The organism is Delftia deserti, assembly GCF_042653485.1.
GTDB classification, from domain to species: domain Bacteria; phylum Pseudomonadota; class Gammaproteobacteria; order Burkholderiales; family Burkholderiaceae_C; genus Comamonas; species Comamonas acidovorans.
This window is the reverse complement of record NZ_JBHSIH010000001.1, coordinates 2,669,906-2,696,239: the sequence shown is the minus strand read 5'-3', so window position 1 is coordinate 2,696,239 and position 26,334 is coordinate 2,669,906. Positions and strand designations below refer to the sequence as shown.

General features: G+C 68.9%; 19 protein-coding genes and 3 pseudogenes. 14 read left to right on the top strand and 8 right to left on the bottom strand.

Annotated elements, in window-relative coordinates; all coding sequences use genetic code 11:
* The first annotated feature begins 1 nt into the window (after position 1).
* The 5 genes and pseudogenes from ACFPFG_RS13255 to ACFPFG_RS13235 all read left to right on the top strand — a co-directional run bounded on the left by ACFPFG_RS13255 (position 2) and on the right by ACFPFG_RS13235 (position 5,786).
* The gene (locus ACFPFG_RS13255) at positions 2 to 880 is read left to right on the top strand and encodes an SMI1/KNR4 family protein (RefSeq protein ID WP_380106958.1); all 879 of its coding nucleotides are present in this window, start codon (positions 2 to 4) and stop codon (positions 878 to 880) included.
* Between the two features lie 432 nt (positions 881 to 1,312).
* Positions 1,313 to 2,462, top strand: a pseudogene (locus ACFPFG_RS13250) (PDDEXK nuclease domain-containing protein).
* A 198-nt stretch (positions 2,463 to 2,660) separates the two neighbouring features.
* Positions 2,661 to 3,611, top strand: coding sequence for an NUDIX hydrolase (locus ACFPFG_RS13245; protein ID WP_197957324.1), 951 nt, complete (start codon positions 2,661 to 2,663; stop codon positions 3,609 to 3,611).
* 124 nt (positions 3,612 to 3,735) lie between these two features.
* Positions 3,736 to 4,617, top strand: coding sequence for a carboxylating nicotinate-nucleotide diphosphorylase (gene nadC, locus ACFPFG_RS13240; RefSeq protein WP_012203471.1), 882 nt, complete (start codon positions 3,736 to 3,738; stop codon positions 4,615 to 4,617).
* A gap of 164 nt (positions 4,618 to 4,781) precedes the next feature.
* Positions 4,782 to 5,786 carry a tripartite tricarboxylate transporter substrate-binding protein gene (locus ACFPFG_RS13235; RefSeq protein WP_380106956.1) on the top strand — a complete coding sequence of 335 codons (1,005 nt, stop codon included), beginning with the start codon at positions 4,782 to 4,784 and terminating at the stop codon, positions 5,784 to 5,786.
* A 38-nt stretch (positions 5,787 to 5,824) separates the two neighbouring features.
* Here ACFPFG_RS13235 and ACFPFG_RS13230 read toward each other — a convergent pair whose 3' ends face one another.
* Complete coding sequence (locus ACFPFG_RS13230; RefSeq protein WP_012203473.1) at positions 5,825 to 6,607, bottom strand: 3-hydroxybutyrate dehydrogenase; 783 nt, start codon at positions 6,605 to 6,607, stop codon at positions 5,825 to 5,827.
* A gap of 178 nt (positions 6,608 to 6,785) precedes the next feature.
* Positions 6,786 to 7,715 (bottom strand): LysR family transcriptional regulator, encoded by a 930-nt coding sequence (locus ACFPFG_RS13225; RefSeq protein WP_183019070.1) that lies wholly within the window; start codon positions 7,713 to 7,715, stop codon positions 6,786 to 6,788.
* Positions 7,716 to 7,845: 130 nt separating this feature from the next.
* Here ACFPFG_RS13225 and mdlC point away from each other — a divergent pair, with 130 nt between their 5' ends.
* The 8 genes and pseudogenes from mdlC to ACFPFG_RS13185 all read left to right on the top strand — a co-directional run bounded on the left by mdlC (position 7,846) and on the right by ACFPFG_RS13185 (position 19,001).
* The gene (gene mdlC / locus ACFPFG_RS13220; protein ID WP_380106953.1) at positions 7,846 to 9,492 is read left to right on the top strand and encodes a benzoylformate decarboxylase; all 1,647 of its coding nucleotides are present in this window, start codon (positions 7,846 to 7,848) and stop codon (positions 9,490 to 9,492) included.
* Between the two features lie 28 nt (positions 9,493 to 9,520).
* A pseudogene (locus tag ACFPFG_RS13215) lies at positions 9,521 to 9,682 on the top strand (2-dehydropantoate 2-reductase N-terminal domain-containing protein); the annotation flags it as partial.
* 192 nt (positions 9,683 to 9,874) lie between these two features.
* Positions 9,875 to 10,873 (top strand): Bug family tripartite tricarboxylate transporter substrate binding protein, encoded by a 999-nt coding sequence (locus ACFPFG_RS13210; RefSeq protein WP_380106951.1) that lies wholly within the window; start codon positions 9,875 to 9,877, stop codon positions 10,871 to 10,873.
* A 432-nt stretch (positions 10,874 to 11,305) separates the two neighbouring features.
* Complete coding sequence (locus tag ACFPFG_RS13205) at positions 11,306 to 12,505, top strand: efflux RND transporter periplasmic adaptor subunit (protein ID WP_380106949.1); 1,200 nt, start codon at positions 11,306 to 11,308, stop codon at positions 12,503 to 12,505.
* Positions 12,502 to 15,675, top strand: a complete 3,174-nt coding sequence (locus tag ACFPFG_RS13200; RefSeq protein WP_380106947.1) for an efflux RND transporter permease subunit — start codon at positions 12,502 to 12,504, stop codon at positions 15,673 to 15,675. The genes ACFPFG_RS13205 and ACFPFG_RS13200 overlap by 4 nt, the downstream gene beginning before the upstream one ends.
* An 11-nt stretch (positions 15,676 to 15,686) precedes the next feature.
* Positions 15,687 to 17,066 (top strand): TolC family protein, encoded by a 1,380-nt coding sequence (locus ACFPFG_RS13195; RefSeq protein ID WP_380106945.1) that lies wholly within the window; start codon positions 15,687 to 15,689, stop codon positions 17,064 to 17,066.
* Positions 17,067 to 17,269: 203 nt separating this feature from the next.
* Positions 17,270 to 18,370: a sensor histidine kinase gene (locus ACFPFG_RS13190; RefSeq protein ID WP_096915262.1), complete on the top strand. Its 1,101-nt coding sequence runs from the start codon at positions 17,270 to 17,272 to the stop codon at positions 18,368 to 18,370.
* Complete coding sequence (locus tag ACFPFG_RS13185) at positions 18,363 to 19,001, top strand: response regulator transcription factor (RefSeq protein ID WP_380106943.1); 639 nt, start codon at positions 18,363 to 18,365, stop codon at positions 18,999 to 19,001. The genes ACFPFG_RS13190 and ACFPFG_RS13185 overlap by 8 nt, the downstream gene beginning before the upstream one ends.
* A 50-nt stretch (positions 19,002 to 19,051) precedes the next feature.
* Here ACFPFG_RS13185 and ACFPFG_RS13180 read toward each other — a convergent pair whose 3' ends face one another.
* From ACFPFG_RS13180 to ACFPFG_RS13160, 5 genes and pseudogenes are all read right to left on the bottom strand, one after another.
* Complete coding sequence (locus ACFPFG_RS13180; protein ID WP_380106941.1) at positions 19,052 to 20,737, bottom strand: MFS transporter; 1,686 nt, start codon at positions 20,735 to 20,737, stop codon at positions 19,052 to 19,054.
* Between the two features lie 11 nt (positions 20,738 to 20,748).
* Positions 20,749 to 22,647: an amidohydrolase gene (locus ACFPFG_RS13175; protein ID WP_197957462.1), complete on the bottom strand. Its 1,899-nt coding sequence runs from the start codon at positions 22,645 to 22,647 to the stop codon at positions 20,749 to 20,751.
* Between the two features lie 205 nt (positions 22,648 to 22,852).
* A pseudogene (locus ACFPFG_RS13170) lies at positions 22,853 to 22,942 on the bottom strand (XapX domain-containing protein); the annotation flags it as partial.
* Between the two features lie 15 nt (positions 22,943 to 22,957).
* Positions 22,958 to 23,656: a hydrolase gene (locus ACFPFG_RS13165; RefSeq protein ID WP_380106939.1), complete on the bottom strand. Its 699-nt coding sequence runs from the start codon at positions 23,654 to 23,656 to the stop codon at positions 22,958 to 22,960.
* A 67-nt stretch (positions 23,657 to 23,723) separates the two neighbouring features.
* Positions 23,724 to 24,428: a pirin family protein gene (locus tag ACFPFG_RS13160; protein ID WP_012203489.1), complete on the bottom strand. Its 705-nt coding sequence runs from the start codon at positions 24,426 to 24,428 to the stop codon at positions 23,724 to 23,726.
* A gap of 102 nt (positions 24,429 to 24,530) precedes the next feature.
* Between ACFPFG_RS13160 and ACFPFG_RS13155 the strand changes: the two genes are divergently transcribed.
* Positions 24,531 to 25,454, top strand: a complete 924-nt coding sequence (locus ACFPFG_RS13155) for a LysR family transcriptional regulator (RefSeq protein ID WP_183019080.1) — start codon at positions 24,531 to 24,533, stop codon at positions 25,452 to 25,454.
* Positions 25,455 to 25,493: 39 nt separating this feature from the next.
* Here ACFPFG_RS13155 and ACFPFG_RS13150 read toward each other — a convergent pair whose 3' ends face one another.
* Entirely contained in the window at positions 25,494 to 26,018 is a 525-nt protein-coding gene (locus tag ACFPFG_RS13150) for a YqaA family protein (RefSeq protein WP_013804040.1), read from the bottom strand.
* Positions 26,019 to 26,334: the final 316 nt, after the last annotated feature.

Below are 26,334 nucleotides of genomic sequence, written 5' to 3'. Positions count from 1 at the left end.
AATGACCACCTACGCCAACCTCTCCACCCAGACCGGCATTGCGCTGCCGCCGTTGTTGAGCGACCTTTTGGCATCGGGAAAGACCGTCTACGGTCCGGATTGGGCGGATACCTGGCGCCAGCGCTGCCTGCAGGACCCGCCCTTGTTCATGAGTTGGCAGGACTTTGAATGGATAGACGCCGAAGCCAGCCGGGAAATCATCGAGGGCTGGCTTCATCCTGGCGCACAGAACGGCCGGAGCTTTCTGCCATTCGCCCAGTCGGGCGCCGGCGATGCCTGGTGCCTGACGCCGCTGGACACGCATGGCGTGGGCGTGGCGCTGGTGTTGCACGATGACGAGGCCAGCAGTGTTTCGCACGCCTGCTTCGATGACTTTGTCTGCGCGGGATTTCTGCAGGCCTTTGCGGACCTGAGCGATCAGCTGGATGACTTCTCGCAGCCGGAGGCCTTGCAACTGTTGCGGGCCGATGTCGCACAGACCACGCGCTTCATGACGCAGGAGTTGGGTGGCTATCTGCAGGATTTTTGTCGGCGTCCCTTGGAGATCAGGCCTTGGCGCGATGGGCCCCGGGCGCGGGTTCGCCAGGTGGCTTCATTGATTTCACAGGATGAACTGGCGGCCGAACTGGACCGGCTGCCCGCCGTGGACCTTTCCTTTCCCGTCGTGGCGCGCTGGGAGGTGCGTTCGGTGGAGGAGGGAGACGCGCGGCATGGCCCTGCGCCAGAGCCCGCAAAGATCGACTGGCGCACCCTTGCCGCCGATCCCCTGCAGAAGATGGCGGCCATCAGGGCCTGCCAGAGCGAGCATGGCTGCAGCCTGGGACAGGCCAAGGCCATGGTGGACCAGTACATCGGCGGCAGTGAGAACGCGCACGCCTGACCGGGGGCAGACCGGCGCCTTCAACCCACCATAGTCATCCATCCCGCCAACCGACCGCCTCCACCCTCCAGTTCCGCAGCCCCTCCCATCCGTGCCGAACTCTTCTTCGGGAATGCAAGGCAGACGTCCCGCGCGGTGCCCGGACATTGAGCCTCCGATCGTGCTGGATCGCTCTGCAGAGGCCCAGGCTGTTTCGGAGCGAGCGCCGTAAGATGGCCCGTCGTCACCCCGGCAGGGTGAAAAGACAGGCCCGAGCAAGGTAACGCCAGCAAGAAAGGAATCACGTCCTATGGATAAGCAGGCGCTTGGCGAACGCGATATCTGTACCAAGCTCATCACGCAGGCTATGGAAAAGGCTGGATGTGACGCCCGGACCGAGGTGCGCGAAGAATTCCCTCCGGACGCACTCAGGGCCACCAGCGGGGGCGAAGTATGACTACCCACCTGCCCGCCGACTATCCGGCGCTGCTGGCCGATATCAAGCAGCGTGTCCGCCATGCCCAGACGCGGGCCATGCTGGCGGTCAATGCCGAATTGATCCGCCTGTATTGGGATATCGGGGCACTGATCGACCAGCGCCAGAAACGGGAAGGTTGGGGTGCCGCAGTCATCCCTCGGCTGGCCAAGGATCTGCACAACGAACTGCCGGAGGAAAAAGGTTTTTCCGAGCGCAACATCAAGCGAATGCTGGCTTTTTATCGCGAGTATCCCTCTCTGGCTGCCACAGCCGGGAGCACAGAGAAAGTGCCACAGGCCGTGGCACAACTTGCCCCCAGCGAAAAAGTGCCACAGGCTGTGGCACAAAGCCGCCAGACACCGGGGGTGGCGGCAGATGGCGCACAGGTGTTTGCTGCTGATGTTCTGCTGTCCCTGCCGTGGGGCCACCATGCCGAGCTGATCGCCAAGGTCAAGGAGCCGGGCGCACGCCATTGGTACATGTGCGCAGCCATCGAAAACGGATGGAGCCGAAGTGTCCTGCTGATGCAGATCGAAACAGCCGCGCACCTGCGACAAGGCAGAGCTGCCAGCAACTTCGCCTTGCGCCTGCCTCCGCCGGATTCCGATCTGGTACAGCAAACGCTCAAGGACCCTTACCTGTTCGACTTCCTGACGCTGGAATCAGCGTTTCCATGAGCGTGAGTTGGAAACCGGTCTGATCACCCATCTGGAAAAATTTCTCCTGGAGCTGGGCCAGGGCTTCGCCTTTGTGGGGCGCCAATATCACCTGGACCTTGCCGGAGACGATTTCTACATAGACCTGCTGTTCTACCATCTCAAGCTGCGTTGTTACGTGGTCATCGACCTCAAGCGGGGCGATTTCAAGCCTGAATACGCGGGCAAGATGAACTTCTACTGCAACGTTGTGGACGACAGGTTGCGACACGCAACCGACCAACCCACCATCGGTTTGATCCTGTGCCAGAAACCCAATCACGTGCTGGCCGAGTATGCGCTGCGCGGCGTGGACAAGCCCATCGGCGTTTCCGGTTTCGAGCTCACCCGTGCCTTGCCGGAAACCCTGCAAAGCAGCCTGCCCAGCATCGAACAGATCGAGCGCGAGCTGGGCGGCGGGCATGAATGAGCACACCGTCGAACTGCTGGAAAAGTACCTGCGACAGCTCGAACGCCGCGGGTAGTCATGCGATAGAAAAACACGCCAGCGCTCAACAGGTTGAATTTGACCGTCTGATGGCCCGTGGCGGTCTGCTGTGCCGGGCTCGAAGCTGCCCCTGCAACCCACCATAATCACCCATCCCGCCAACCGACCGCCCCCACCTTCGTGCCCCACCCCACCAGTCCCGCAGCCTCTCCCATCCATGCCGAACTCGTTGCCGTGCTGGCGGCCGTGACCCAGGGCACGCCGCGCGTGCTGACCACGGCGGACGGGCAGTTGCTGCCGGCGGGGCCGTTCGAGGTGGGGCACCGTTCGCTGCAGGCCGGCCTGCGCGCCTGGGTGGAGGAGCAGACCCATCACCCGCTGGGCTACATGGAGCAGCTCTACACCTTTGCCGATGGCGATCGCACCGATGCCAGCGGGGCGCGCGTGATCTCGGTCAGCTACCTGGGGCTGACGCGCGAGTCTGCCGACCGCAGCGCGGGGCAGGCCGTCTGGCAGGACTGGTACCGCTACTTTCCCTGGGAAGACTGGCGCACCGGCGAGCCGGCCCTGCTGCGCTCCCACATCGCTCCGCGCCTGCATGCCTGGATGGCCGAGGCGCGCGGCGCCCAGCGTGCGCTGCGGCGCCAGCGCGCGGACATCGCCTTCGGCCTGGACGGCGGGCCCTGGAACGAGGACATGGTGCTGCAGCGCTACGAGCTGCTGTACGAGGCCGGACTGGTGCAGGAGGCGGCCCACCGCGTCCATGGCGCGGCCGCCATGCTGCCCGGCGAGGCCATGCACCACGACCACCGCCGCATCCTGGCCACGGGCATGGCGCGGCTGCGCGCCAAGATCAAGTACCGGCCCGTGGTGTTCGAGCTGATGCCGCCCGAGTTCACGCTGCTGCAGCTGCAGCAGACGGTGGAGGCCCTGGCCGGGCGCGGGCTGCACAAGCAGAACTTCCGCCGCCTGATCGAGCAGCAGGATCTGGTCGAGGAGACCGGCCAGCTTACGGTGGGTTCGGCAGGCCGGCCGGCCAAGCTGTTCCGCTTTCGCAGCGATGTGCTGCTGGAGCGGGCCATCTCGGGCAGCAAGCTGCCCCTGGCCAAGGGCATCGACGGTTCCCCCTGATCCCCGCGGCCTCTGGCCGGTTGTGACAATCGCTTGACAGCACTTATGCTCGTATCTAGCATAAGTTCCTCGCTCAAGCCCGCAAGGCCGCGCGCCACATTTTTTTGACCTATATATACTCAAAATGAGCATTAATACTGCCAATGCCCTCAGTGCCCGCCTGCCGGTACCGCCGCTGCCCGACCTGATGCTGGAGCCGCTGGTGCGCTCGGCCCTGCTGGAGGACCTGGGCCGCGCGGGCGACCTGACCACGGATGCCATCGTCCCTGCCGACGCACAGGCCGAACTGCGCCTGGTGGCGCGACAGGAGGGCGTGCTGGCCGGGCTGGACATGGCGCGGCTGGCGTTCCGTGCGCTGGATGCGCAGTCGCGCTTCGAGCCGGTGCTGCGCGATGGCAGCGAACTGGCGCCCGGCCAGGAGATCGCGCGCATCCACGGCAGCGCGCGCGCCATCCTCACGGCCGAGCGCGTGGCGCTCAACTACCTGTGCCACCTGAGCGGCGTGGCCACGGCCACGGCATCGATCGCGCGGGCCATCGCCGACACGGGCGCACGCGTGACCTGCACGCGCAAGACCATGCCGGGCCTGCGCGCGCTGCAGAAGTACGCGGTGCGCGTGGGCGGCGGCAGCAACCACCGCTTCGGCCTGGACGATGCCGTGCTGATCAAGGACAACCACATCGCGCTGGCAGGCGGCGTGGCCGAGGCCCTGGCCCGGGCGCGCGCGGGCGTGGGCCACATGGTGCAGATCCAGCTGGAGGTGGACACGCTGGAGCAGCTGGAGGTGGCGCTGTCGCTGGGCGTGGAGGTGGTGCTGCTGGACAACATGGACCTGGATACGCTGCGCACGGCCGTCTCCATGGCACGCGGCCGCGCCGTGACCGAAGCCTCGGGCCGCATCACGCCCGAGACGGCGCGCGCCGTGGCCGAGACCGGCGTGGACCAGATCGCCGTGGGCTGGATCACGCACAGCGCCCGGGTTCTCGACATCGGCCTCGACACCTGAAATGAGGCACCCCCTGAGCCGCTGCGCGGCTTCCCCCGTGTGCACGGCGCCCTCTCTCGCTGCGCGGGAGGGGAACGACACCCTGGCTGCGGGGCAGCCCTTGCTCGGTGTCCCTGAGTTGGGCTGCGCCGTTTTTTTGCACCTAGCCCAGTGGAGCAGTTGCCATGTTTTTTGAAGGGCGTACCTTGAAGCGACGGAGACTCTGGACGCTGGCGGCCTGTGCGCTGCTGGCGGGCGCATCGGGGCTGTGGCTGGCGGCGCCGGGCAAGGCCGGCACGCGCCTGGAGCGGCCCATCACCATCGTCGTGACCTTTCCGCCGGGCGGCGGCACGGACCTGCTGGCGCGGCGCCTGGGCGAGCAGCTGCAGCAGCGCCTGGGCCAGCCCGTGGTGGTGGAGAACCGTCCCGGCGCCAGCGGCAACATCGGCGCCCATGCCGTGGCCCAGGCCGCAGCGGACGGCAGCACCTTGCTGATGGCCAACAGCTCGTTCGCCATCAACCCCGGTGTCTACGAACGCCTGGATTTCGACCCGCGCAAGGACTTCACGGCAGTGTTCAACGCAGGCTCCATCGCCTCGGTGCTGGTCGTGCCGGCGGACAGCGCGCTGCAGACGCTGGAGGAGGCGCTGGCCCAGGCCCGCCAGGAACGGCCGCTGCTGTTCGCTTCCTGCGGCAACGGCACGCCCCAGCACCTGGCCGGCGAGATGCTGGCCAGGGAGGCGACGCGCTTTGTGCAGCATGTGCCCTACAAGGGCTGCGGCCCGGCCATCACGGCCGTGGCGGCAGGCCAGGTGGCGGCGGGCATGGTCACGGCCAGCAGTGCTGCGGCCATGATCGCTGCAGGCCGCGTGCGCGCCCTGGCCGTCACGGCGCCGCAGCGACTGCCGCAGCTGGCCGGCGTTCCCACGGTGGCCGAGCGCGGCCTGCCGGGCTTTGCGGTGGAGCAGTGGCATGGCCTGCTGGCACCTGCCGCCACGCCCCGGGCCACGGTGCAGGCATTGCATGACACGCTGGAGCAGGCGCTGGCCGATCCCGCCGTCAGCGCCGGCTTGCGCGACCAGGGCTACACCCTGGCGAGGCAGACACCGGGCCAATTCCAGGCGCTGATCGCGGCCGACATCGACCGCTATGCCGCCGTGACCCGGGCGCTGGGCCTGAAGGCCGATTGAGGGGCCAGAGAAGGTCCAGAGAAGGGCCGATTGGCGACTTACTGCATGAACCAGCCGTGGCTGACCACCAGCGACTGGCCGGTCAGCGCATTGCTGGGGAAGCCCGCGAAGAGCAGGGCCACGCGGGCCACGTCCTCGGTGGTGGTGAACTCGCCGTCCACGGTTTCCTTGAGCATCACGTTCTTGATGACCTCGTCCTCGCTGATGCCCAGCGTGCGGGCCTGCTCGGGAATCTGCTTGTCCACCAGCGGCGTGCGCACGAAGCCCGGGCAGATCACATTGGCGCGCACGCCGTGCTTGGCGCCTTCCTTGGCCACGGTCTTGGCCAGCCCGATCAGGCCGTGCTTGGCCGTGACATAGGGCGCCTTGAGCAGCGAGGCTTCCTTGGAGTGCACCGATCCCATGTAGATCACGCTGCCGCCGCGGCCCTGCGCATACATGTGCTTGAGGCAGGCGCGCGTGGTGAGGAAGGCGCCGTCCAGGTGGATGGCCAGCATCTTCTTCCAGTCGGCGAAGCTGAATTCCTCCACCGGATGCACGATCTGTATCCCGGCATTGCTGACCAGGATGTCGATGCCGCCGAAAGCCCGGGCGGCCTCCTCGACCGAGGCGTTGACCTGGGCCTCGTCGGTCACGTCCACGGCCACGCCCATGGCCTGCGCTCCCGTGGCGCGCAGCTCGGCCGCCGTGGCGTCGGCTGCCTCCTTGTTGAGGTCGGCAATGACGATGCGCGCGCCCTCGCTGGCGAACAGCGTGGCGATCTCCTTGCCGATGCCGCTGGCCGAGCCGGTGATGAAGGCGACCTTGTCCTTGAGTTGCATGGTGAGTCTTTCCTGGAGAGTGGATGAAACAGGCCGGTGTCCATCTTCGGCGCGGCCGGCCGCGTGCCCTTGTCGGCGCAGGGACCAGTCTGGCGCCGGTTTCTTAGACGAAACTGAGTCGGCAGGCCCGGCTCCCCAGTGTTGGCAGCCCGCAAGTCATGGCCGTGACGGCCGGCCCTCAGGGCGCGGCGGCCTCGCGGTGCCGGGGCTGCTGGAACAGCTCGCAGACCAGCTCGCGCAGCCAGCGCTTGGCCGGTTCCTGCTCAAAGCGCCAGCTCCAGTGCAGCGACACGTCGAAGCGGTGATCGGGCAGATCGGCATCGCGCACCGCGTAGCCATCGCGCTCGACGAAGCCGGCCGCGATCTCGGCCGGCATGATCACCGCCAGGTCGGTCTTGCCCACGATGGAGGGCACGGCCATAAAGTGCGCGGCCGACAGGCGTATGCGCTCATCGAGCCGCAGCGCCTGCAGGATGCGCAGCGTCTGCGAATGCGAGCGCACGGCCACGAAATCCAGCTGGCGCAGCGTGTCCAGCGCCAGCGGCGCGCCTTCGGGCACCTGCGCCAGCGCGGGGTGGCCGCCGCGCAGCAGCACGCCGTAGTGGTCGGACAGCAGCACGGTCTGCCGGGTCCGCGTGGCGCCAGGCAGAAAGCCGATGGCGATGTCCAGCGTGCCCCGGTCCAGCGCATCGGCAATGCCGTCCAGCGGCATGGGCAGGGTCTCCAGCTGCACATGGGGTGCGCGCTGGTGCAGGGTCTGCATCAACGGTGGAAGAAAGCGCGCCTCGCCGATATCGCTCATGTGAATGCGAAAGCGCTGGCGCGCCTGCAGCGGCTCGAAGCTCTGGGCCTCGGACATGGCGACTTCGAGCACCTCCAGCGCCTGGCGCACGGCCAGCGCCAGGCGCTCGGCACGCGGCGTGGGGCGCACGCCTGCGTGCACGCGCTCGAACAGCGGATTGCCCAGCAGCAGGCGCAGCCGCGTCACGGCCTGGCTGGCGGCGGGCTGGGACATGCCCAATTCCTCGGCCGCGCGGCTGACGCTGCAGTGGCGGTACACGGCGTCGAAGACGCGCAGCAGATTGAGGTCCAGGTTCTTGATATCCATTTGGCGAATATCTCTTAGATGATTTATTCAATTGCTGGAAATCATAAGCGCCTGCACCATGGGCACCGACTTCCATGGCCACTGCGCGGCAGGCACCGGGCGGGCGGCCCATTCCCCAGGAGACCCCATCTTGCAAGCACCCACCCCACCGCGCAGCCAGCCCGCCGAGGCATCCTCTTCCACCGCGACCTGCACCGCGACCTGCACGGTGCGCCATGCCGTGATCGCCATGCTGCGCGAGCTGGGCATGACGCGCATCTTCGGCAACCCGGGCTCGACCGAACTGCCGCTGTTCCGCGACTACCCCGAAGACTTCTCCTATGTGCTGGGCCTGCAGGAAACCGTGGTCGTGGGCATGGCCGACGGCCATGCCCAGGCCACGCGCAATGCCAGCTTCGTGAACCTGCACTCGGCCGCGGGCGTGGGCCATGCCATGGCCAACATCTTCACGGCCTTCAAGAACCGCACGCCCATGGTGATCACGGCGGGCCAGCAGGCGCGCTCGCTGCTGCAGTTCGATCCCTTCCTGCACTCCAGCCAGGCCGCCGAGCTGCCCAAGCCCTATGTGAAGTGGAGCTGCGAGCCCGCGCGCGCCGAAGACGTGCCCCAGGCGCTGGCGCGCGCCTACTACATCGCCATGCAGGAGCCGCGCGGCCCGGTGCTGGTCTCCATTCCCGCCGATGACTGGGACAAGCCGGCCGAGCCCGTCACGCTGCGCCATGTGGGCTTCGAGACGCGGCCCGATCCGCGCACGCTGGACCTCATCGGCCAGGCGCTGGACGCCGCGCGTGCCCCGGCCCTGGTCGTGGGCGCGGCCGTGGACCGGGCCCAGGGCTGGGATGCCGTGGTCGCGCTGGCCGAGCGCCACCAGGCCCGCGTCTTCGTGGCCCCCATGAGCGGGCGCTGCAGCTTCCCCGAGGACCATCCGCTGTTCGCCGGCTTCCTGCCCGCCATGCGCGAGCGCATCGTGCAGCTGCTGTCCGGCCATGACGTGGTCTTCGCCGTGGGCGCAGCCGCCTTCACCTACCACGTGGAAGGCGAGGGCCCGCATATCCCCGAGGGCACGGCGCTCTACCAGTTGATCGAGGACCCGGCCATTGCCGCCTGGGCCCCCGTGGGCACGGCCGCCGTGGGCAATGTGCGCATGGGTGTGGAGGAGCTGCTGCAGCGCCCCGCGCCCGCACCGCGCCAGGCGCCCGCACCCCGGCCCGCAGCGCCCGTGCCGGCCGCGCCCGCCGCAGGCGAGCGCATGTCGGTGGCTTTTGCCATGCACACGCTGGCCCAGGTGCGCGACCGCCACAGCATCGTGGTGGAAGAGGCGCCCAGCTCGCGCTCCACCATCCAGACCTACCTGCCCATCTTCCACTCGGGCACCTTCTACACCATGTGCAGCGGCGGCCTGGGCCACAGCATGCCGGCCGCCGTGGGCGTGGCGCTGGCGCAGCCCGAGGCCAAGGTGGTCGCCGTCATCGGCGACGGCTCGGCCATGTATGCCATCCAAGCCCTCTGGAGTGCAGCCCAGCTGCGCCTGCCCATCAGCTTCGTGATCCTCAAGAACCGCCGCTATGCGGCACTGCAGGACTTCGCCCATGTCTTCGGCTACCGCGAGGGCGAGAAGGTCGAGGGCACGGAACTGCCCGACATCGACTTCGTGGCGCTGGCGCGTGGCCAGGGCTGCGACGGCGTGCATGTGGAGAAGGCGGGCGAGCTGGCCGATGTGCTGGCCCGCGCGTTGGCCCATCCCCGGCCCATCGTGGTCGAGGTCGAAGTCGCCTGAGGCGAAGCCCCCTGCAGGAGACACGGCAATGGAGAACACAAGAAGCATAGGCATCCTCGGTGCGGGAGCCATGGGCACCTTGTTCGCTGCGCGATTGGCCCGCGTCGGCCTGGACGTGACCCTGGTCGATGTGAACGACGAGCTGCTGCAGGCCCTGCGCCGCGATGGCGCGCGCTGCCACACCGATGAGGCGCTGTCGCAGGAGCCGCTGCCCGGCACGCCTGCGCAGATGCGTGACTACTGGCGCAGCGAAAGCCGGAGCTGGGGCCAGGTCATCGAGTCGGCGGGCATACGGCTGGATTGATCTTTGCGCCGTTGCGCCGCTGCTGCTTCAGGCGCCCTCACCGTTATCAAGAACTCATAACCCAAGGAGACATAGCTCATGCACAAGACAACCCCCTTCAGCCGCTGGCGCCGCCTGGGCCTGCTGGCCCTGCTGGGCGCGACGGCCTCGGTCCCTGCGCTGGCGCAGAAGGCCGGCGACAAATGGCCCGAGCGTCCCGTGCGCCTGGTCGTGAACTTCGCGCCCGGCGGCGCGGCCGATGTGCTGGCGCGCGCCATCACGCCCACCATGTCCCAGGTGCTGGGCCAGTCGGTGGTGGTGGACAACAAGCCCGGCGCGGGCGGCAACATCGGCATCAGCGAAACCGTGCGCGCGCCCAAGGATGGCTACACGCTGCTGCTCAGCTCGGGCGGGGCCATCACCATCAACCCGATGATCTACAGCAAGCTGGCCTTCAATCCCGAAAAGGATTTGACGCCCGTGGCTGCCGTGGCGCGCGTGCATGTGTTCCTGGAGACCAATCCCGCCGTGCCCGCCACCAACGTGGCCGAGTTCATCAAGCACCTGAAGGCCAACCCCGGCAAGCTGTCCTACGGCTCGCCGGGCCAGGGCAGCTCGCCGCACCTGGCCGGCGAGATGTTCAAGCGCATGGCCGGCGTCGATGCCGTGCACGCCCCCTACAAGGGCGCGGGCCCGGCGCTCAGCGACGTGCTCAGCGGGCAGCTGCAGTTCTGGTTCGACCCGGGCCCGGGCCTCAAGCAGGTGGAGGCAGGCAAGCTGCGCCTGCTGGCCATCGGCAGCCCGCACCGCTCGCCGCAGTACCCCAACGTGCCCACGCTGGCCGAAAGCGGCCTGCCGGGCTTTGACGCCGACACGCTGTTCGGCATCTACGCGCCCACGGGCACGCCCGAATCGGTGATCGATGCCGTCCGCACTGCCGTGGCCAAGGCGCTGGAGCAAAAGAACGTCAACGACGTCATCCTCACCCTGGGCGCCACGCCCGCGCCGCTGAGCCGCAAGGCCTTCATCGACCACCACGCCACCGAGCGCGAGCGCTTTGGTGAGCTGGTGAAAGCCATCGGCCTGAAAGTGGACTGAGCTTTCCCGCAGGCCATCGCCCGCAAGCCGCCCGCCCCGCGCTGGCGGCTTTTTGCTTTCCGGGCGGGGCCGGGCCGGGCCGAGGGGGGCCTTGTGCCGGCCATCTTCTATACGAAGGTATATCCCGCATCCACCAATGAACAGGCCAGCCTTCCCAACAAAGGCTGGCCGCAGGCACTTTCGCCTTTGATAATTCCGGGCACATATTGCGCTGCAGCAAACAGGGCTCCCGGCCTGCACGGGGACTGCGCCACCCACAAGCAAAGGAGTACCCCATGGACCCCGATCCCGATCCTGCCAGGCGCTGCCGCGCCGCCCCTTTCCGTCTTTCCCTTCTTTCATTTCTTGATCTGCCCGGACCCGGGCGGAGGCCTGTGATCGCCTGAAGGGGCGAGAGGTCTGCACGGGTCCATGGCACCCGGAGACCTCAGGATGACCCGCTTTCTCGCTTCTGAACGACCAGGCCGACCCCATGGCCTGCACCAGCGCCATCCCTTGCTGGCGGCTGCATGGCCTGTGGGCGGGCTGCTGATCAGCGTGGCCATGGCCGCCTGCAACGGGCCGGCCGAAACCCAGGCTGCAGCGGCAACCCCCGCCACCACCGCCCCGCAGCCGGCTCCCGTGCGCCGCGAAGGCAACCTCATCGTGGTGCCCGAAGGCTCGCCGCTACGCGAGCGCCTGCAGGTGGCCGAGATCGCGCTGCAGCCGCTGCAGACCCGCCTGTCGGCCCCCGCCACCATCGAGGCCGAGCCTGAAAAGCTGGTCCGCATCACGCCGCCCGTGGCGGGCCGCCTGGTGCGCCTGCACCACCAGCTGGGCGATGCGGTGAAGGCCGGCGATGCGCTGATCACCATGGACTCCTCCGAGATCTCCAGCGTGCGTGCCGAGCACGCCAAGTCCCAGGCCGCGCTGCTGCACGCGCGCCAGGAATTCGACCGCCAGAAGCTGCTGTTCGATGCCGAGATCGCCGCGCGCAAGGACTACGAGGCCGCGCAGCAGTCGCTGGCCGCCGCGGGGGCCGATGCGCGCGCCGCCTCCGATCATCTGTCCCAGCTGGGTGCGTCCGTGCAGGAAGGCTCGCGCGGCAGCTACGTGGTCAAGTCGCCCATCAGCGGGCGCGTGGTGGAGATGGCGGGCTCGCAGGGCGGCTACTGGAACGATGTGAATGCCTCCGTCATGACCGTGGCCGACCTGCGCAAGGTCTGGCTCAGCGCCAGCGTCAGCGAGCGCGACCTGGCCCATGTGGACGTGGGCCAGCAGGCCCACATCGCGCTGGCCGCCTATCCCGACCTGCAACTGCAGGGCCGCGTGCAGTACGTGGGCGAGCTGGTGGACACCGCCACGCGCAGCGTCAAGGTGCGCGTGGCCGTGGACAACCCCGAAGGGCGGCTGCGCCCCGGCATGTTTGCGCGCGTGGGCTTCGACGCCCCGGCGCGCCAGGCCGTGATGGTGCCGGCCGCGGCCCTGCTGCAGGGCCAGGTCAGCACGCGCGTCTTCGTGGACAAGGGCGGCTGGCGCTTCGAGCCGCGCGACGTGCAGGTCGGCGCGCAGCAGGACGGCCAGGCCGAGATCCTCTCGGGCCTGGCGGCCGGCGAGCGCGTGGTGGTCAACGGGGGAGTGCTGCTGCAATGATCGAGCGCATCGTCAACATCGGCTTTTCGCGCCGCGGCGTGGTCTGGCTGGTCTTTTGCTTCGCGGCCCTGTATGGCGTGTTCAGCTGGAAGCAGCTGCCGCTGGAGGCCTATCCCGACATTGCCGACGTGACCTCGCAGATCGTCACCCAGGTGCCGGGCCTTGCGGCCGAGGAGATCGAGCAGCAGATCACCATCCCGCTGGAGCGTGCCCTGCTTGCCACGCCCGGCATGCACGTGCTGCGCTCGCGCAGCCTGTTCGCGCTGTCCCTGATCACCGTGGTCTTCGAGGACGGCGTGGACGGCTACTGGGCGCGCCAGCGCCTGAAGGAGCGCATCGACGAGGTCACGCTGCCCTATGGTGCCCGCGCCGGGCTGGACCCCTACAGCTCGCCCACGGGCGAGGTCTACCGCTACACGCTGGAGAGCCCCGTGCGCAGCCTGCGCGAGCTGTCCGAGCTGCAGCAATGGGTGGTGATCCCGCGCCTGAAGAAGGCCCAGTCCGTGGTGGACGTGACCAACTTCGGGGGCCTGACCACGCAGTTCATGCTGGAGCTGGACCCGGCGCGGCTGCTGCAGTACGGGCTGGCGCTGTCCCAGGTGATCGAGGCCATCAATGCCAACAACGCCAGCGGCGGCGGCAGCGTCATCGACCGGGGCGATGTCTCCTATGTGGTGCGCGGCGTGGGCCTGCTGGGCTCGCTGGACGACATGGGCAACGTGGTCGTCAAGACCACGGACAGCGGCACGCCCGTGCTGGTCAAGGACCTGGGGCGGCTGACCTACGGCAACGTGGAGCGGCGCGGCATCCTGGGCAAGGACGGCAACTCCGACACCCTGCAGGGCATCGTGCTGCTGCTCAAGGGCTCCAACCCCTCGCAGGCGCTGGAGGGCATCCACGCCGCCGTGGAGGAGCTCAACGGCAAGCTGCTGCCGTCCGACGTGAAGGTCGTTCCCTACCTGGACCGCACCACGCTGATCGAGCGCACCACCCACACCGTGGGCAAGACCCTGGCCGAGGGCCTGATCGTCGTCACCCTGGTGCTGCTGGTCTTCCTGGGCAGCCCGCGCGCGGCGCTGATCGTGGCGCTGACCATTCCCATGGCGCTGCTGCTGGCCTTCATCTTCATGCACCACGCGAAGATTCCGGCCAACCTGCTGTCGCTGGGCGCCATCGACTTCGGCATCCTGGTGGACGGGGCCGTGGTCGTGGTCGAGAACATCCTGCGCCGCCGCGAGGCCGACCAGAACCGGCCGCTCACGCCCAGGGACGCCATCACGGCCACGCTGCAGGTGGCGCGGCCCATCTTCTTCGGCATGTGCGTGATCGCGGCCGCCTACCTGCCGCTGTTCGCCTTCGAGCGCATCGAGTACAAGCTGTTCTCGCCCATGGCCAGTGCCGTGGGCGCGGCCCTGGTGGGGGCGCTGGCCGTGGCCCTGCTGCTCACGCCGGCCCTGGCCTGGCTGGCCTTCCGCAGGCCGCGCAGGATCTTCCACAACCCCGTGCTGCACCGGCTGGGCGTGGGCTATGACCGCTTCCTGGGCGTGGCCGTGGGCCGCGTGCGCTGGCTGGCGGGGGCCGTGGCGGCCTCGCTGCTGGCGCTGGGCGTGCTGGCCGGCACCATGGGCCGCGACTTCCTGCCGTACCTGGACGAAGGCTCCATCTGGCTGCAGGTGCAGATGCCGCCCGGCATCACGCTGGACAAGGCGCGCGACATGGCCGACGCGCTGCGCAGCGCTGCGCAGGAGTTCCCCGAGGTCTCCTACATCGTCACCCAGACCGGGCGCAACGATGACGGCACGGATTACTGGACGCCCTCGCACATCGAGGCCAGCGTGGGCCTGCATCCCTATGGCGAATGGAAATCGGGCCTGACCAAGCAGCAGCTGATCGCCAAGATGGCCGCGCGCTTCGACCAGCTGCCCGGTTATTCCGTGGGCTTCATGCAGCCCATGATCGACGGCGTGCAGGACAAGCTGTCGGGCGCACACAGCGACCTCACGGTGAAGGTCTTCGGCCAGGATCTGGCCGAGGACCGGCGCGTGGCCGATGCGCTGGTGGCCGTGCTGGAGAAAGTGCCCGGCGCGGCCGATGTGGCCGTGGACGTGGAGCCGCCGCTGCCCAACCTGCGCATTGCGCTGGACCGCGCGGCGGCCGCGCGCTACGGCATCAATGCCTCCGAGGTGGCGCAGCTCATCTCCACCGGCGTGGGCGGGGCCTCCATCGGCCAGCTCTACGTGGGCGAGCGCAGCTACGACATGGCCGTGCGCTTCACGCCCGACACGCGCAGCAGCCCCGAGGCCATCGGCGCGCTGCGCCTGTCGGCGGCCAATGGCGCCCAGGTGCCGCTGGCCGACGTGGCGCGCATCACCACCACCGTGGGCCAGAGCGTCATCGTGCGCGAGGGCGGGGAGCGCCACATCCTCGTCAAGCTCAATGTGCGCGGCCGCGACCTGGCGGGCTTCCTCAAGGATGCGCACACCGCCATCGACCAGCACCTGGACTACGACCGCCAGAAGCTGCACATCGAGTGGGGCGGCCAGTTCGAGAACCTGCAGCGTGCCGAGGCGCGGCTGCTCATGATCCTGCCGCTGACGCTGGGCATCATGCTGGTGCTGCTGTTCGGCGAGTTCGGCAACCTGCGCCAGCCGTTGCTGGTGCTGGGCGTGGTGCCGCTGGCCATGATCGGCGGCTTTGCGGGCCTGCACCTGCGCGGCATGACGCTCAACGTCTCCAGCGCCGTGGGCTTCATCGCGCTGTTCGGCGTGGCCGTGCTCTCAGGCGTGCTCATGGTCTCGCAGATCAACCGGCTGCGCCGCGAGGACGGCCTGGGCCTGCGCGAAGCCGTGCTCGAAGGCGCCTCCAGCCGCATGCGCCCCGTGCTGATGACGGCCACCGTCGCCGCCTTCGGCCTCACGCCGGCCATGCTGGCCACGGGCCTGGGCAGCGACGTGCAGCGGCCCCTGGCCACCGTCGTCGTCTGCGGCCTGTTCAGCGCCACCTTGCTGACCCTGCTGCTGCTGCCCAACCTCTACTACGTGATCGAGGCCCGTGCCGCCCGCGCGGCCGAGCGCCGCCAGCGCCGCGCCGCTGAACGCGGTGAGAGCGGCGATCCGGATGCCGCCGAGGACGAGGGCGGGCATCGCACCGCAACGAGCCAACCCCATTGATGCGAGTCGCCATGCAAACGACCCTTTTCTTCCCCAGGCAGGCCCTGGCCCTGCTGCTGTGCCTTGGCGCCGCAGCCCAGGCGCAGACGGCGCCGTCCGCCGTGGCCGCTGCAGCAACGGCAACTGCAACCGTCACAGCAACTGCAACGGCAGCACCTGCCGGCCTGCGCTTTTCCGACTACCTCAACGCCGTGGAGCAGCACAGCCCCCTGCTGCGCTCGGAGGAGCAGGGCGTGGAATCCGCGAGTGCCGGCATCGGCATCGCCGGCATACGCCCCGACCCCAGCCTCACGCTGGGCGCCTCGCGCGAGCAGGTGCGCACCGGCCAGCCCCGGCCCACCACGCGCAACTACGAGATCAGCATGGAGCTGGAGACGGGCGGCAAGCGCGCCGCGCGCATGCAATCCGCACGCAGCCAGGTGCGCCTGTCCGAAGCGAGCCTGGAAGGCGTGCGCAGCCAGCTGTTCTCCGATGCCGCCCAGGACTACACCCAGGCCTGCCGCGACTCGCTGGCGCTGGAGCGCAAGCAGCAGACGCTGAAGGCGCTGGGCGACGTGGTGCAGGCCAACGAGCTGCGGCGCAAGGCCGGCGACATCGGCGGAGTGGAATGGCTGCAGTCGCGCGTGGAGCGCGACCGCTTCCAGGCCGAGGTGGTGCAGGCGCGCGCCGAGGCGCAGACCGCGCGGCTGGCGCTGTCCGTCCCGCTGGGGCGCCGCCTGTCCGAAGTCTTTGCCAGCGACACGCTGCAATGCGGCTTCATGGAATTGGCCGAAGACTCGGGGCTGGAGGATGCCGATGCCCTGGTCGCCCAGGCGCTGCAGTCGCGCGCCGAGGTGCGCATCGCCCAGGCGGCGCTGGAGCATGCGCGCGACAACGCGGGCCTGGCCCGGGCCAACCGCTGGGTCAATCCCACGCTGGCCGTGGGCATGGCCGCCGTGCCGTCCACGGCGGCCGGCACCGATGCCCAGGGCAATCCCTTCGATGGCGGCGGGCGCTCGCGCACGCTGTCGGTCTCGGTCAGCGTGCCGCTGCCGCTGTCGCGCCTGGACCGGGGCGATCTGGTGCAGGCCGAGGCGGCCGTGACCCAGGCCATGCTGGCCCTGCAGCAGGCCCAGAACCGGGCCGAGGCCGATGTGCGCGCCGCCCGCTTTCGCCTGAGCGCCGCGCGCGAGAACGTGCAGCGCTACCGCGACGGTGTGCTGCGCGATGCGCAGCGCGTGCTCGAGGGCATACGCCTGTCCTACCGGCATGGCGAGGCTTCGCTGCTGGAGCTGCTGTCCGCCCAGCGCTCGGCCGACGAGGCCTACCTGGGATCGCTGGAGGCCGAGACCGAGCTGGCCAAGGCCACCGTGGAGCTCCAACTGAGCGTGGGACGCCGGCCAGTGTTGTGAACCCCCTGAGCCGCTGCGCGGCTTCCCCCTCTCTCGCTTCGAGGGAGGGGGACGACACCTTCGGTGCGGGGCGTCCCTTCCTCGGTGTCCCTTGTTTTGGGTCGCGCCAGTATCGTACGGTTCGGGTATAGCTTGCATTCAGGTGCAGCGCCTTCTTGAATGAGAATTGGCAGCTGACAGTCCATTCCTTTTCCCTGCACGCCATGACCACCGCTCTGCGCCGCTTTCCCCATTGGCCCCGGGCCCTGATCCTGGCGGCCATGGGCGTCGCCATGGCCGCGATCTTCGCGCTGGACACGCTGACCGACTACGCCGTGGCGGCTGCCGTGTTCCATACGGCCATCATCCTGGTGGCGGTGCGCTGGTTCAGCCCGCGCGTGGTCATCGGCCTCACGGCGCTGTGCATCGTGCTGACCCTGGCCAGCTTTGCGCTCACGCCTGCCGGTGCCTATCGCACCGGACTGATCAACATGGTGATCAGCATCCTGGCCATCGCCATCACGGCCTATCTGGGCCTGAAGATGGTGGCGGCCCAGAACGCGGCCCATGAGGCGCGCACCCAGCTGATGCGCATCACCCAGACCACCAGCCTGGGGCAGTTGACGGCCTCCATCGCCCATGAGGTCAACCAGCCGCTGGCGGCCATCGTCACCAGCGGCAATGCCTGCCAGCGCTGGCTGGCCCAGGACCCGCCCAATCTGGCCAAGGCCGGCCAGGCGCTGGAGCGCATCCTGGGCGATGCGCAGCGCGCCAGCGATGTCATTGCCCGCATCCGCAGCATGGCGCGCGGCGAGGCGCCCAGCCGCCAGTCCTTCGACCTCAACGACGCCGTGCGCGAGATGGCGCGCCTGTCGGACGCCGAGCTGGACCGGCGCGGCGTGGCCCTGGACCTGCAACTGGCGCCTGCGCTGCAGCCGGCCTGGGCCGACCGCGTGCACATCCAGCAGGTGCTGGCCAACCTGCTGCTCAACGCCATGGATGCCATGCAGGGCACGCCCGCCGCGCAGCGGCGCATCACCGTCACCACCCAGGCCCTGGGCCAGCAACTGGTGCTGACCGTGGCCGATGCAGGCGAAGGCCTGTCGCCGCTGGCCCGCACCCACCTGTTCGATGCCTTCTGGACCACCAAGCCCGACGGCATGGGCCTGGGCCTGAACATCTGCCGCCACATGGCCGAGGCCAACGGCGGCCGCATCTGGGCCACGGACCGCGAGGACATGCGCGGCGGCACGGTCTTTCACATCACCATTGCCTGCGCCCCGGCCACGGGCGACAGGTCTTCCACGGGATTGCGCCATGGCTGAACCCCCCACGGCCGAAGCCGAGGCACTTGTCTACATCGTCGATGACGACGCCTCGGTGCGTGCCGCCATCGAGGACCTGCTGGCCTCGGTGGGCCTGTGCGTGCGCGCCTTCGGCGCCACGCGCGAGTTTCTGGACCACTGGCAGCGGCAGCCGCCCGCGGGGCCTGCATGCCTGGTGCTGGACATCCGCATGCCGGGCCAAAGCGGCATGGACTTCCGGCGCCAGATGCTGGAGATGGGCCTGAAGCTGCCCACCATCTTCATCACCGGCCATGGCGACATTCCCATGAGCGTGGAGGCCATGAAGACCGGCGCCATCGAGTTCCTGACCAAGCCCTTCCGCGACCAGGACCTGCTGGACGCCATCCAGCAGGGCATTGCCCTGGACCGCCAGCGCCGTGCGCTGGACGCCGGTGAGCAGGCGCTGCGCGCCTGCTGGCAATCGCTGTCGCCCGGCGAGCAGGACGTGGTCGTGGGCGTGGTGCGCGGCCTGCTGAACAAGCAGATCGCCGCCGACCTGGGCGTGAGCGAAATCACGGTGAAAGTGCGGCGTGGCCAGGCCATGCGCAAGATGCAGGTGCGCACGCTGGCCGACCTGGTGCGTGCGCTGGAGCGGCTGGATATCCGCTGAGGTGTCCGGGCAGGCCGGGCGCAGGTCAGGGCCAGGCCTGCCGCAACGCTTCAGTGGGCGTGGCCGTGCGCCGGTGCCTGCGCAGGCCCGCTTGCGGCACTGGCGGCACTGGCGGCATCCAGCGCCAGGAAGTGGTGGACCACGGGCCGCCCGGGGCCGATATGAAAGCGCAGCGCCTGGGCCTGCAGATCGGCATCGGCCCTGGACACGCGCTGGTGCTGGCGCAGATGCTCGGCCCAGGACTCCACCAGGAACCACTCGATCACCCGGCCCGGCTCGCCCGTGTGCTCGGCAATGCCCCAGGCATAGGCGCCGTCGCGCCGGCGTTCGCGTGCGACATGCTGCATGGCCTCGATGAAGGCTGGCAGGTCGTCGCGGCGCACCTGGTATTCCACCTGGATCATCACCGGGCCGCGGTCATGGGCCACGGGTTCGGCCAGCAGCGGCTCGGGCCAGTGGTTGGAGGCCTGCAGGTCCGCCTCGCCCGTGGGCAGCTTGATGCGGTGGAACACCAGCGAGATGGCCACCAGGCCCGCCGCGCCGATCAGCAGCGCCGTGGGAATGCCCACACCCTGCGCGAACAGCCCCCAGGCCAGGCTGCCGCCCGCCATGGCGCCGTTGAACACCATCAGGTAGATGGCCAGCCCGCGGCCGCGTACCCAGTTGGGCAGCACCGCCTGGGCCACGCCGTTGAGCGTGGTCAGCGCAATGATCCAGCCCAGGCCCAGCACCAGCATCAGCAGCACGGCGGCCCATTGCGGCGGCGCGGTGGACAGCGCGGCCATCACGGCGGCGCTGAGCACGGAGGACAGCAGCACCAGGCCATCGGCATCCAGCCTTTTGCGCAGGCGCGGCAGCAGCAGCGCGCCCAGGATGGCGCCTGCGCCCACGGCGCCCAGCATCACGCCGTAAAAGCCTGCCGAGCCGCCCAGCATGCGCCGCGCCACCAGCGGCAGCAGGGCCCAGACCGAGCTGGCGAACAGGAAGAACACGGCGGCGCGCAGCAGCACCACATGCAGCTCGCGGCTGGAGCGGGCATAGCGCAGGCCTGCGCGGAAGGCGCCGAAGAACTGCTCGTTCAGGGCCGAGGCCTCGGCCTTGGGGCGCTTCCACCAGACCAGCGCGGCGATCACGAACACGTAGCTGGCCACGTCCGCTCCATAGGCCGCCGCCGCGCCGAAGCTGGCCAGCAGCAGGCCGCCGGCCGCAGGGCCCAGGGCGCGTGCGATGTTGATGCCCAGCGAGTTCAGCGCCACGGCGTTCTTGAGGTCGCTGCGCGGCACCAGCTCGGGCACGATGGACTGCCAGGTCGGCCCCATCAGCGCCGCGCCTATGCCGCCCACGAAGGTCAGCGCCACCAGGTATTCCACGGTCAGCGTGTTGGTGCGGGCCAGCAGCAGCAGGCTGGCGCTGACGGCGGCCAGCAGGATCTGGATGCCGATCAGGAAGCGCCGCCGGTCCAGGATGTCGGACAGCACGCCGGCCGGAATCGCCAGCAGGAAGATGGGCAGCGTGGCCGCCGTCTGGATCAGCGCCACGGCGGCCGGACTGGCCGACAGCTCGGTCACCATCCAGGAGCTGGCCACATCGCGCATGAAGCTGCCGATATTGCCCAGCACCGTGGCGGCCCACAGCACGGCGAACACGGGCTGGCGCAGCGGCGCGAAGCTGCCGGAGGAACTGCCGGAGGAACTGCCGGAAACAGCCGGGGCAGACGGCTTGGAATCGATGGGCATGGCCTTGCTCCTCAGGCCATCCAGCAGGAGCAGCCCAGCGCGCCGAAGAAGCTCTTGGGGTCGGACGCCGGTACGTTCGAGGCCCATGCGTCGGCATGGCTGTGGCCGTGCATGCCGCAGCGGGTGCCGCAGCCGCAGGCCGCCGCCAGGCTGCGGTAGCGCGCGGGATTGAGCGAGTTCCTGCCCGCGCCCTCGGGCTCGCCCCAGGCGCCGTAGCCGCCAAAGCGCCGCACGGGCGACCAGTCGGGCATGGCCGGCGGCAGCGGGTTGTCGTCATGCTGCTGGAAGGGGCCTGCGCCATAGACCACGCGGCCGCCCACCACGGTGAGGTCGGAGGTGAGAAAGGAGATCTCGTCCTCGGGCACGGCGAAATAGTCCTTGCTGGGCACGATCATGTCGGCCAGCTGGCCTACCTGGATGCGGCCGCGCAGGCCTTCCTCGTTGGAGAACCAGGCCACGTTCTCGGTCCACATGCGCAGCGCGGTCTCGCGGTCCAGCAGGTTGCGCTGGGGGTACATCTGCAGGCCGCCCACGGTCTTGCCCGTCACCATCCACGACAGCGACACCCAGGGGTTGTAGGAGGCCACGCGCGTGGCGTCCGTGCCGGCCGAGGTCTTCACGCCGCGCTCCAGGATCTTCTTGACGGGCGGCGTGGCCTCGGTGGCGCGTGCGCCGTAGCGTTCGGTGAAATACTCGCCCTGGTAGGCCATGCGGTGCTGCACGGCCACGCCGCCGCCCAGCGCCGCAATGCGGTCGATGGACTTGTCCGAAATGGTCTCGGCATGGTCGAAGAACCAGTTCAGGCCGTCGATGGGCGTGTCGCGGTGCACCTTCTCGAACACATCGAGCGCGCGCGAGATGGTCTCGTCATAGGTGGCGTGCAGGCGCCACGGCCATTGGTTCTGTACCAGCACGCGCACCACCTCCTCCAGGTCGCCCTCCATGCTGGGCGGCATGTCGGGGCGCGGCTGGCGGAAGTCCTCGAAGTCGGCGGCCGAGTACACCAGCATCTCGCCCGCGCCGTTGTGGCGGAAATAGTCGTTGCCCTGCTTGTATTTCACGCTCTGCGTCCAGTTGAGGAAGTCGGCCTTCTCCTCCTTGGGCTTTTGCGTGAACAGGTTGTAGGCCAGGCGCACGGTGATCTGGTTGGCGTCGCTGAGCTTCTGGATCACGTCGTAGTCGTCGGGGTAGTTCTGGAAGCCCCCGCCCGCGTCGATGACGCCGGTCACGCCCAGGCGGTTGAGTTCGCGCATGAAGTGGCGCGTGGAGTTGACCTGGTAGTCCAGCGGCAGCTTGGGGCCCTTGGCCAGCGTGGCATAGAGGATGGTGGCGTTGGGCTTGGCCAGCAGCAGGCCGGTGGGGTTGCCCTTGGCATCGCGCGTGATCTCGCCGCCGGCGGGCTGGGGCGTGTCGCGGGTGTAGCCCACGGCGCGCAGGGCAGCCGCGTTGAGCAGGGCGCGGTCATACAGGTGCAGCAGGAAGACCGGCGTGTCGGGCGCGATGGCGTTGATCTCCTCGATGGTGGGCAGGCGCTTTTCCACGAACTGGTGCTCGGTGAAGCCGCCGACCACGCGCACCCACTGCGGCGCAGGCGTGATGGCCACCTGGCGCTTGAGCATGTCCAGCGCGTCGGCCAGCGAGCGCACGCCGTCCCAGCGCAGCTCCAGGTTGAAGTTCAGGCCGCCACGGATCACGTGCGTGTGGTTGTCGAACAGGCCGGGCAGCACGCTGCGGCGCTGCAGGTCGATACGGCGCGTGCCGCTGCCGGCCAGGGCCAGCACCTCGGCGTCCGTGCCCACGGCGATGAAACGGCCGTCCTTCACGGCCACGGCGGTGGCGGTGGGCTGGGCCTTGTTCAGGGTGGTGAAGCGGCCGTTGTGGAAGACGACTTCGGGCGTGGCATCGGACATGGAGGCTCCTTGGCGAGCGTCGGTGGTGCAACCCAGCAGTCCACCCATGGCGAGGGTGGCGGCGGAGCCCAGGACTTTTCTGCGCGTGGTCATGGTGCAGTTTTCTTGAAGGTTTGGGGAGAGGTCAGCCGTGCTGCCTATCGGCATCGGTGCTCTTGCGGCCGGGCAGCTGGCGCAGCACATGCCCGGTGGCCTGCGTCTTGCTTCAGGCGCTGCGCAGGTCCATGCGCTGCAGCAGGTGGCGGCCCACGGGCACGATCTGCTCGCCGGCCAGGATGCCCGGCAGGCACACCGGCGGCGGCGCTGGCGCTCAGGCCTTGGCGGGGTTGGGGCCCATGGTCTCGCCGTGCTGCACGCGCTCGGCCGCCTTGTGCACCATGGTGTAGGCATAGTCCACGCCCATGCCGTAGGCGCCGGAATGCTCGCGCACGATGTCCATCACCGCGTCGTAGGTCTCGCGGCGGGCCCAGTCGCGCTGCCATTCCAGCAGCACCTGCTGCCAGGTCACGGGCACCACGCCGGCCTGCACCATGCGGTCCATGGCGTAGTTGTGGGCGTCCAGCGACGTGCCGCCCGAGGCGTCGGCCACCATGTAGATCTCGTAGTCCGTGTCATGCAGGGCCGACAGGGCGAAGGTGGTGTTGCACACCTCGGTCCACAGGCCGGAGACCACGATCTTCTTGCGGCCCTGGGCGGCGTTCCTGGCCAGTGCGTCCCGCACGTTCTGGTCGTCCCAGGAATTCATGGAGCTGCGCTCCAGCAGTTGGTGCTCGGGGAACACGGCCAGCAGTTCGGGATAGGTGTGGCCGGAGAAGCTGCCCGTCTCCACCGTGGTGATGGTGGCGGGAATGCCGAAGGCCTTGGCTGCCTTGGCCAGGCCCACCACGTTGTTCTTGAGCACCTGGCGGTCGATGGACTGCACGCCGAAGGCCATCTGGGGCTGCTGGTCGATGAAGATGATCTGGCTGTTGGCGGGCGTCAGGACTTCGAGGTACTTGCGGTCGGTCATGGTGATCTCCTGGAGGGGTTGGACGGGGTACGGGAATGTTTTCTTTGGAAGAGGCGGGCAGGGCGCTTCAGCGCGCCGTGTCGACGAGCACCAGCTCGGTGTCGGCCAGGGCCGTCACACGGAAGCTGTCCACATCGCTGATGGCGGCGCCGTCGCGCTCCTGCAGCGTCACGCCGTCGATCTGCACCGAGCCGCTGGCCGGCACCAGGTAGCCCAGGCGGTCACGGCCGATGCGGTACTCCGTGCTCTCGCCGGCCTTCAGCGTGGCGCCCAGCACCCGGGCGGCGGTGCGGATGGGCAGGGCGTCCTCGTCACCGGGCAGGCCGCTGGCCAGGGCCACGAAGCTGCCCGAGCGCTCGCCCTTGGGGAAGGGCTTGGCACCCCAGGACGGGGGCTGCTGGCCGCGCTCGTCGGGCATGATCCAGATCTGGAAGATCCGCGTCGTGTCCTTTTCCTGGTTGTATTCCGAGTGGCGGATGCCGGTGCCCGCGCTCATCACCTGCACATCGCCCGCTTCGGTGCGGCCCTTGTTGCCCAGGCTGTCCTGGTGGGTGATGGCGCCTTCACGGACATAGGTGATGATTTCCATGTTGGCGTGGGCATGGGGCGGGAAGCCCGTGCCGGCGGCGATGGTGTCGTCGTTCCACACCCGCAGCGCGCCCCAGCCCATGCGGGCCGGATCGTGGTAGCCGGCGAAGGAAAAGTGGTGCTTGGCATCGAGCCAGCCGTGGTTGGCACCGCCAAGGGCCTGGAAGGGACGGCGTTCGATCATGGTGTTCTCCTGCTGCGTTGTGTGTTGCGATGGATGAACTTTATGTTTTGCCGATCAAGAAGAGAATAGAAAATATGCAAAGACATCTATTCCAAAACTTTCATGCCAAGACTTCCTGACCTCGAAGCCTGGGCCGTCTTCGCCAAGGTGGCCGAGACGGGCTCCTTCGCCAAGGCCGCCGCCGACCTGGGCGTCTCCCAGCCCACCATCTCCAAGGCCATCACGCGGCTGGAGACGCGGCTCAAGACCAGCTTGTTGCACCGCACCTCGCGGCGCATGTCGCTGACGGCCGGCGGCCAGGCCTCGCTGGAGCGCGCCGCGCGCATCCTGGCCGAGGGCGAGGCCGTGGAGGCCGAGATCAGCGAGCAGTCCAAAAGCCTGCGCGGCCCCATCCGCATTGCGGCGCCCATGTCGTTCGGCATCTCGCACCTGGCACCGGCCGTGCCCGCCTTCATGGCCGAGCACCCGGAAGTCACGCTGGACCTGCACTTCAGCGACGAACTGATCGACGTGGTGGCCCAGGGCTTCGACATCGCGCTGCGCATCTCCTCCCTGCCCGACTCCAGCCTGCTGGCGCGGCGCCTGTGCACGGTGCGCCTGCTGCTGGTGGGATCACCCGAATACTTCGAGCGCCACGGCCGCCCCTCCCATCCGCGCGATCTGGCGCAGCACCGGGCGCTGCGCTATGTGCACAGCCGCCTGGGCGAGGCCTGGCGCTTCGTGCATGCGCGCCGCGGCGAGTTCGCCCAGGTCGTTCCCACGGCCATGCGAGTGAACAATGCCGAGGGCCTGGCCCCGGCCCTGCGCGCCGGGCTGGGCCTGGCCCTGCAGCCCGAATTCCTGGCATGGGAAGATTTGCAATCGGGTGCGCTGCAGACCTGCATGGACGATTGGCAGGTGCCCTCCATCGCCTTGCACATCGTCACGCCGCCGGGGCGCGCCCGGCCGGCGCGCGTGCAGGCGCTGATCGATTTCCTGGCCGCGCACTTCGCGCTGGCGCCCTGGGCGCGCGAGCCGCAGGCGTAGATCGCAAAAGGGGAGGGCTTCGGTGGGAGGGCTTCGGCCTCAGCTGGCCCAGGAGGCCGGCAGCAACTGCAGCAGCACCACCGTCATCACCACATAGCGCAGGAACTTGCCGATGGCCATGTAGAACACGCAGGGCCAGAATGGCAGGCGCAGCCAGCCGGCCACGGCGCACAGCGGATCGCCCACCACGGGCAGCCAGCTCAGCAGGCAGGCCTTGGCGCCCAGGCGGCGCAGCCACACGCGGGCGCGGCGCTCGTGGCGGGACAGGGCGCGGGGCGGCTTGGCCCGCAGATCCTCGGGCAGTCCGGCGCGCCGCCGCTCGCGGGCCGCGCGCCAGGCCTTGTGCGCGCCCAGCCCCATCCACCAGCTGATGGCGCCGCCCAGCGTATTGCCGGCCGTGGCCACGAAGACCGTTTGCCAGAACAGATCGGGGTTGAGCTGCAGCAGGCCCACCACCGCGGGCTCGGAGCCCAGCGGCAGCAGCGTGGCCGAGATCAGGGCCACGATGAACACGGTGCTGAGGCCGAACTGCGGCAGCGCCAGCCAGCCCAGCAGTTGATGCATCCAGAATTCCATAGAGCGTGTTGTGCACTTTTAAGTACTCGCGTTGGCTCTGCGCGCTGGTGATCGCAAGGCGCAGTGCGCCGCCAAGGCTCATGCCTTGGCAAGCGCTGCAACGCCGCGAGCGCCTGCGCGCAGAGCCAACCCGAAGGGAAAGCCGGGAAAGGGGCCCGGCCCTTCGTTGCAGCCCGCTTGCGGTGTGGCAACCGCGGCGCGTGCTACGCCTCGTTCCGGGCCCCTTTCCCGGCTTTCGCGGGCACTTAAAAGTGCACAACACGCTCTGCTGCCAAGTGTAGGTCTGCGCTGGCTGACGCCTTGT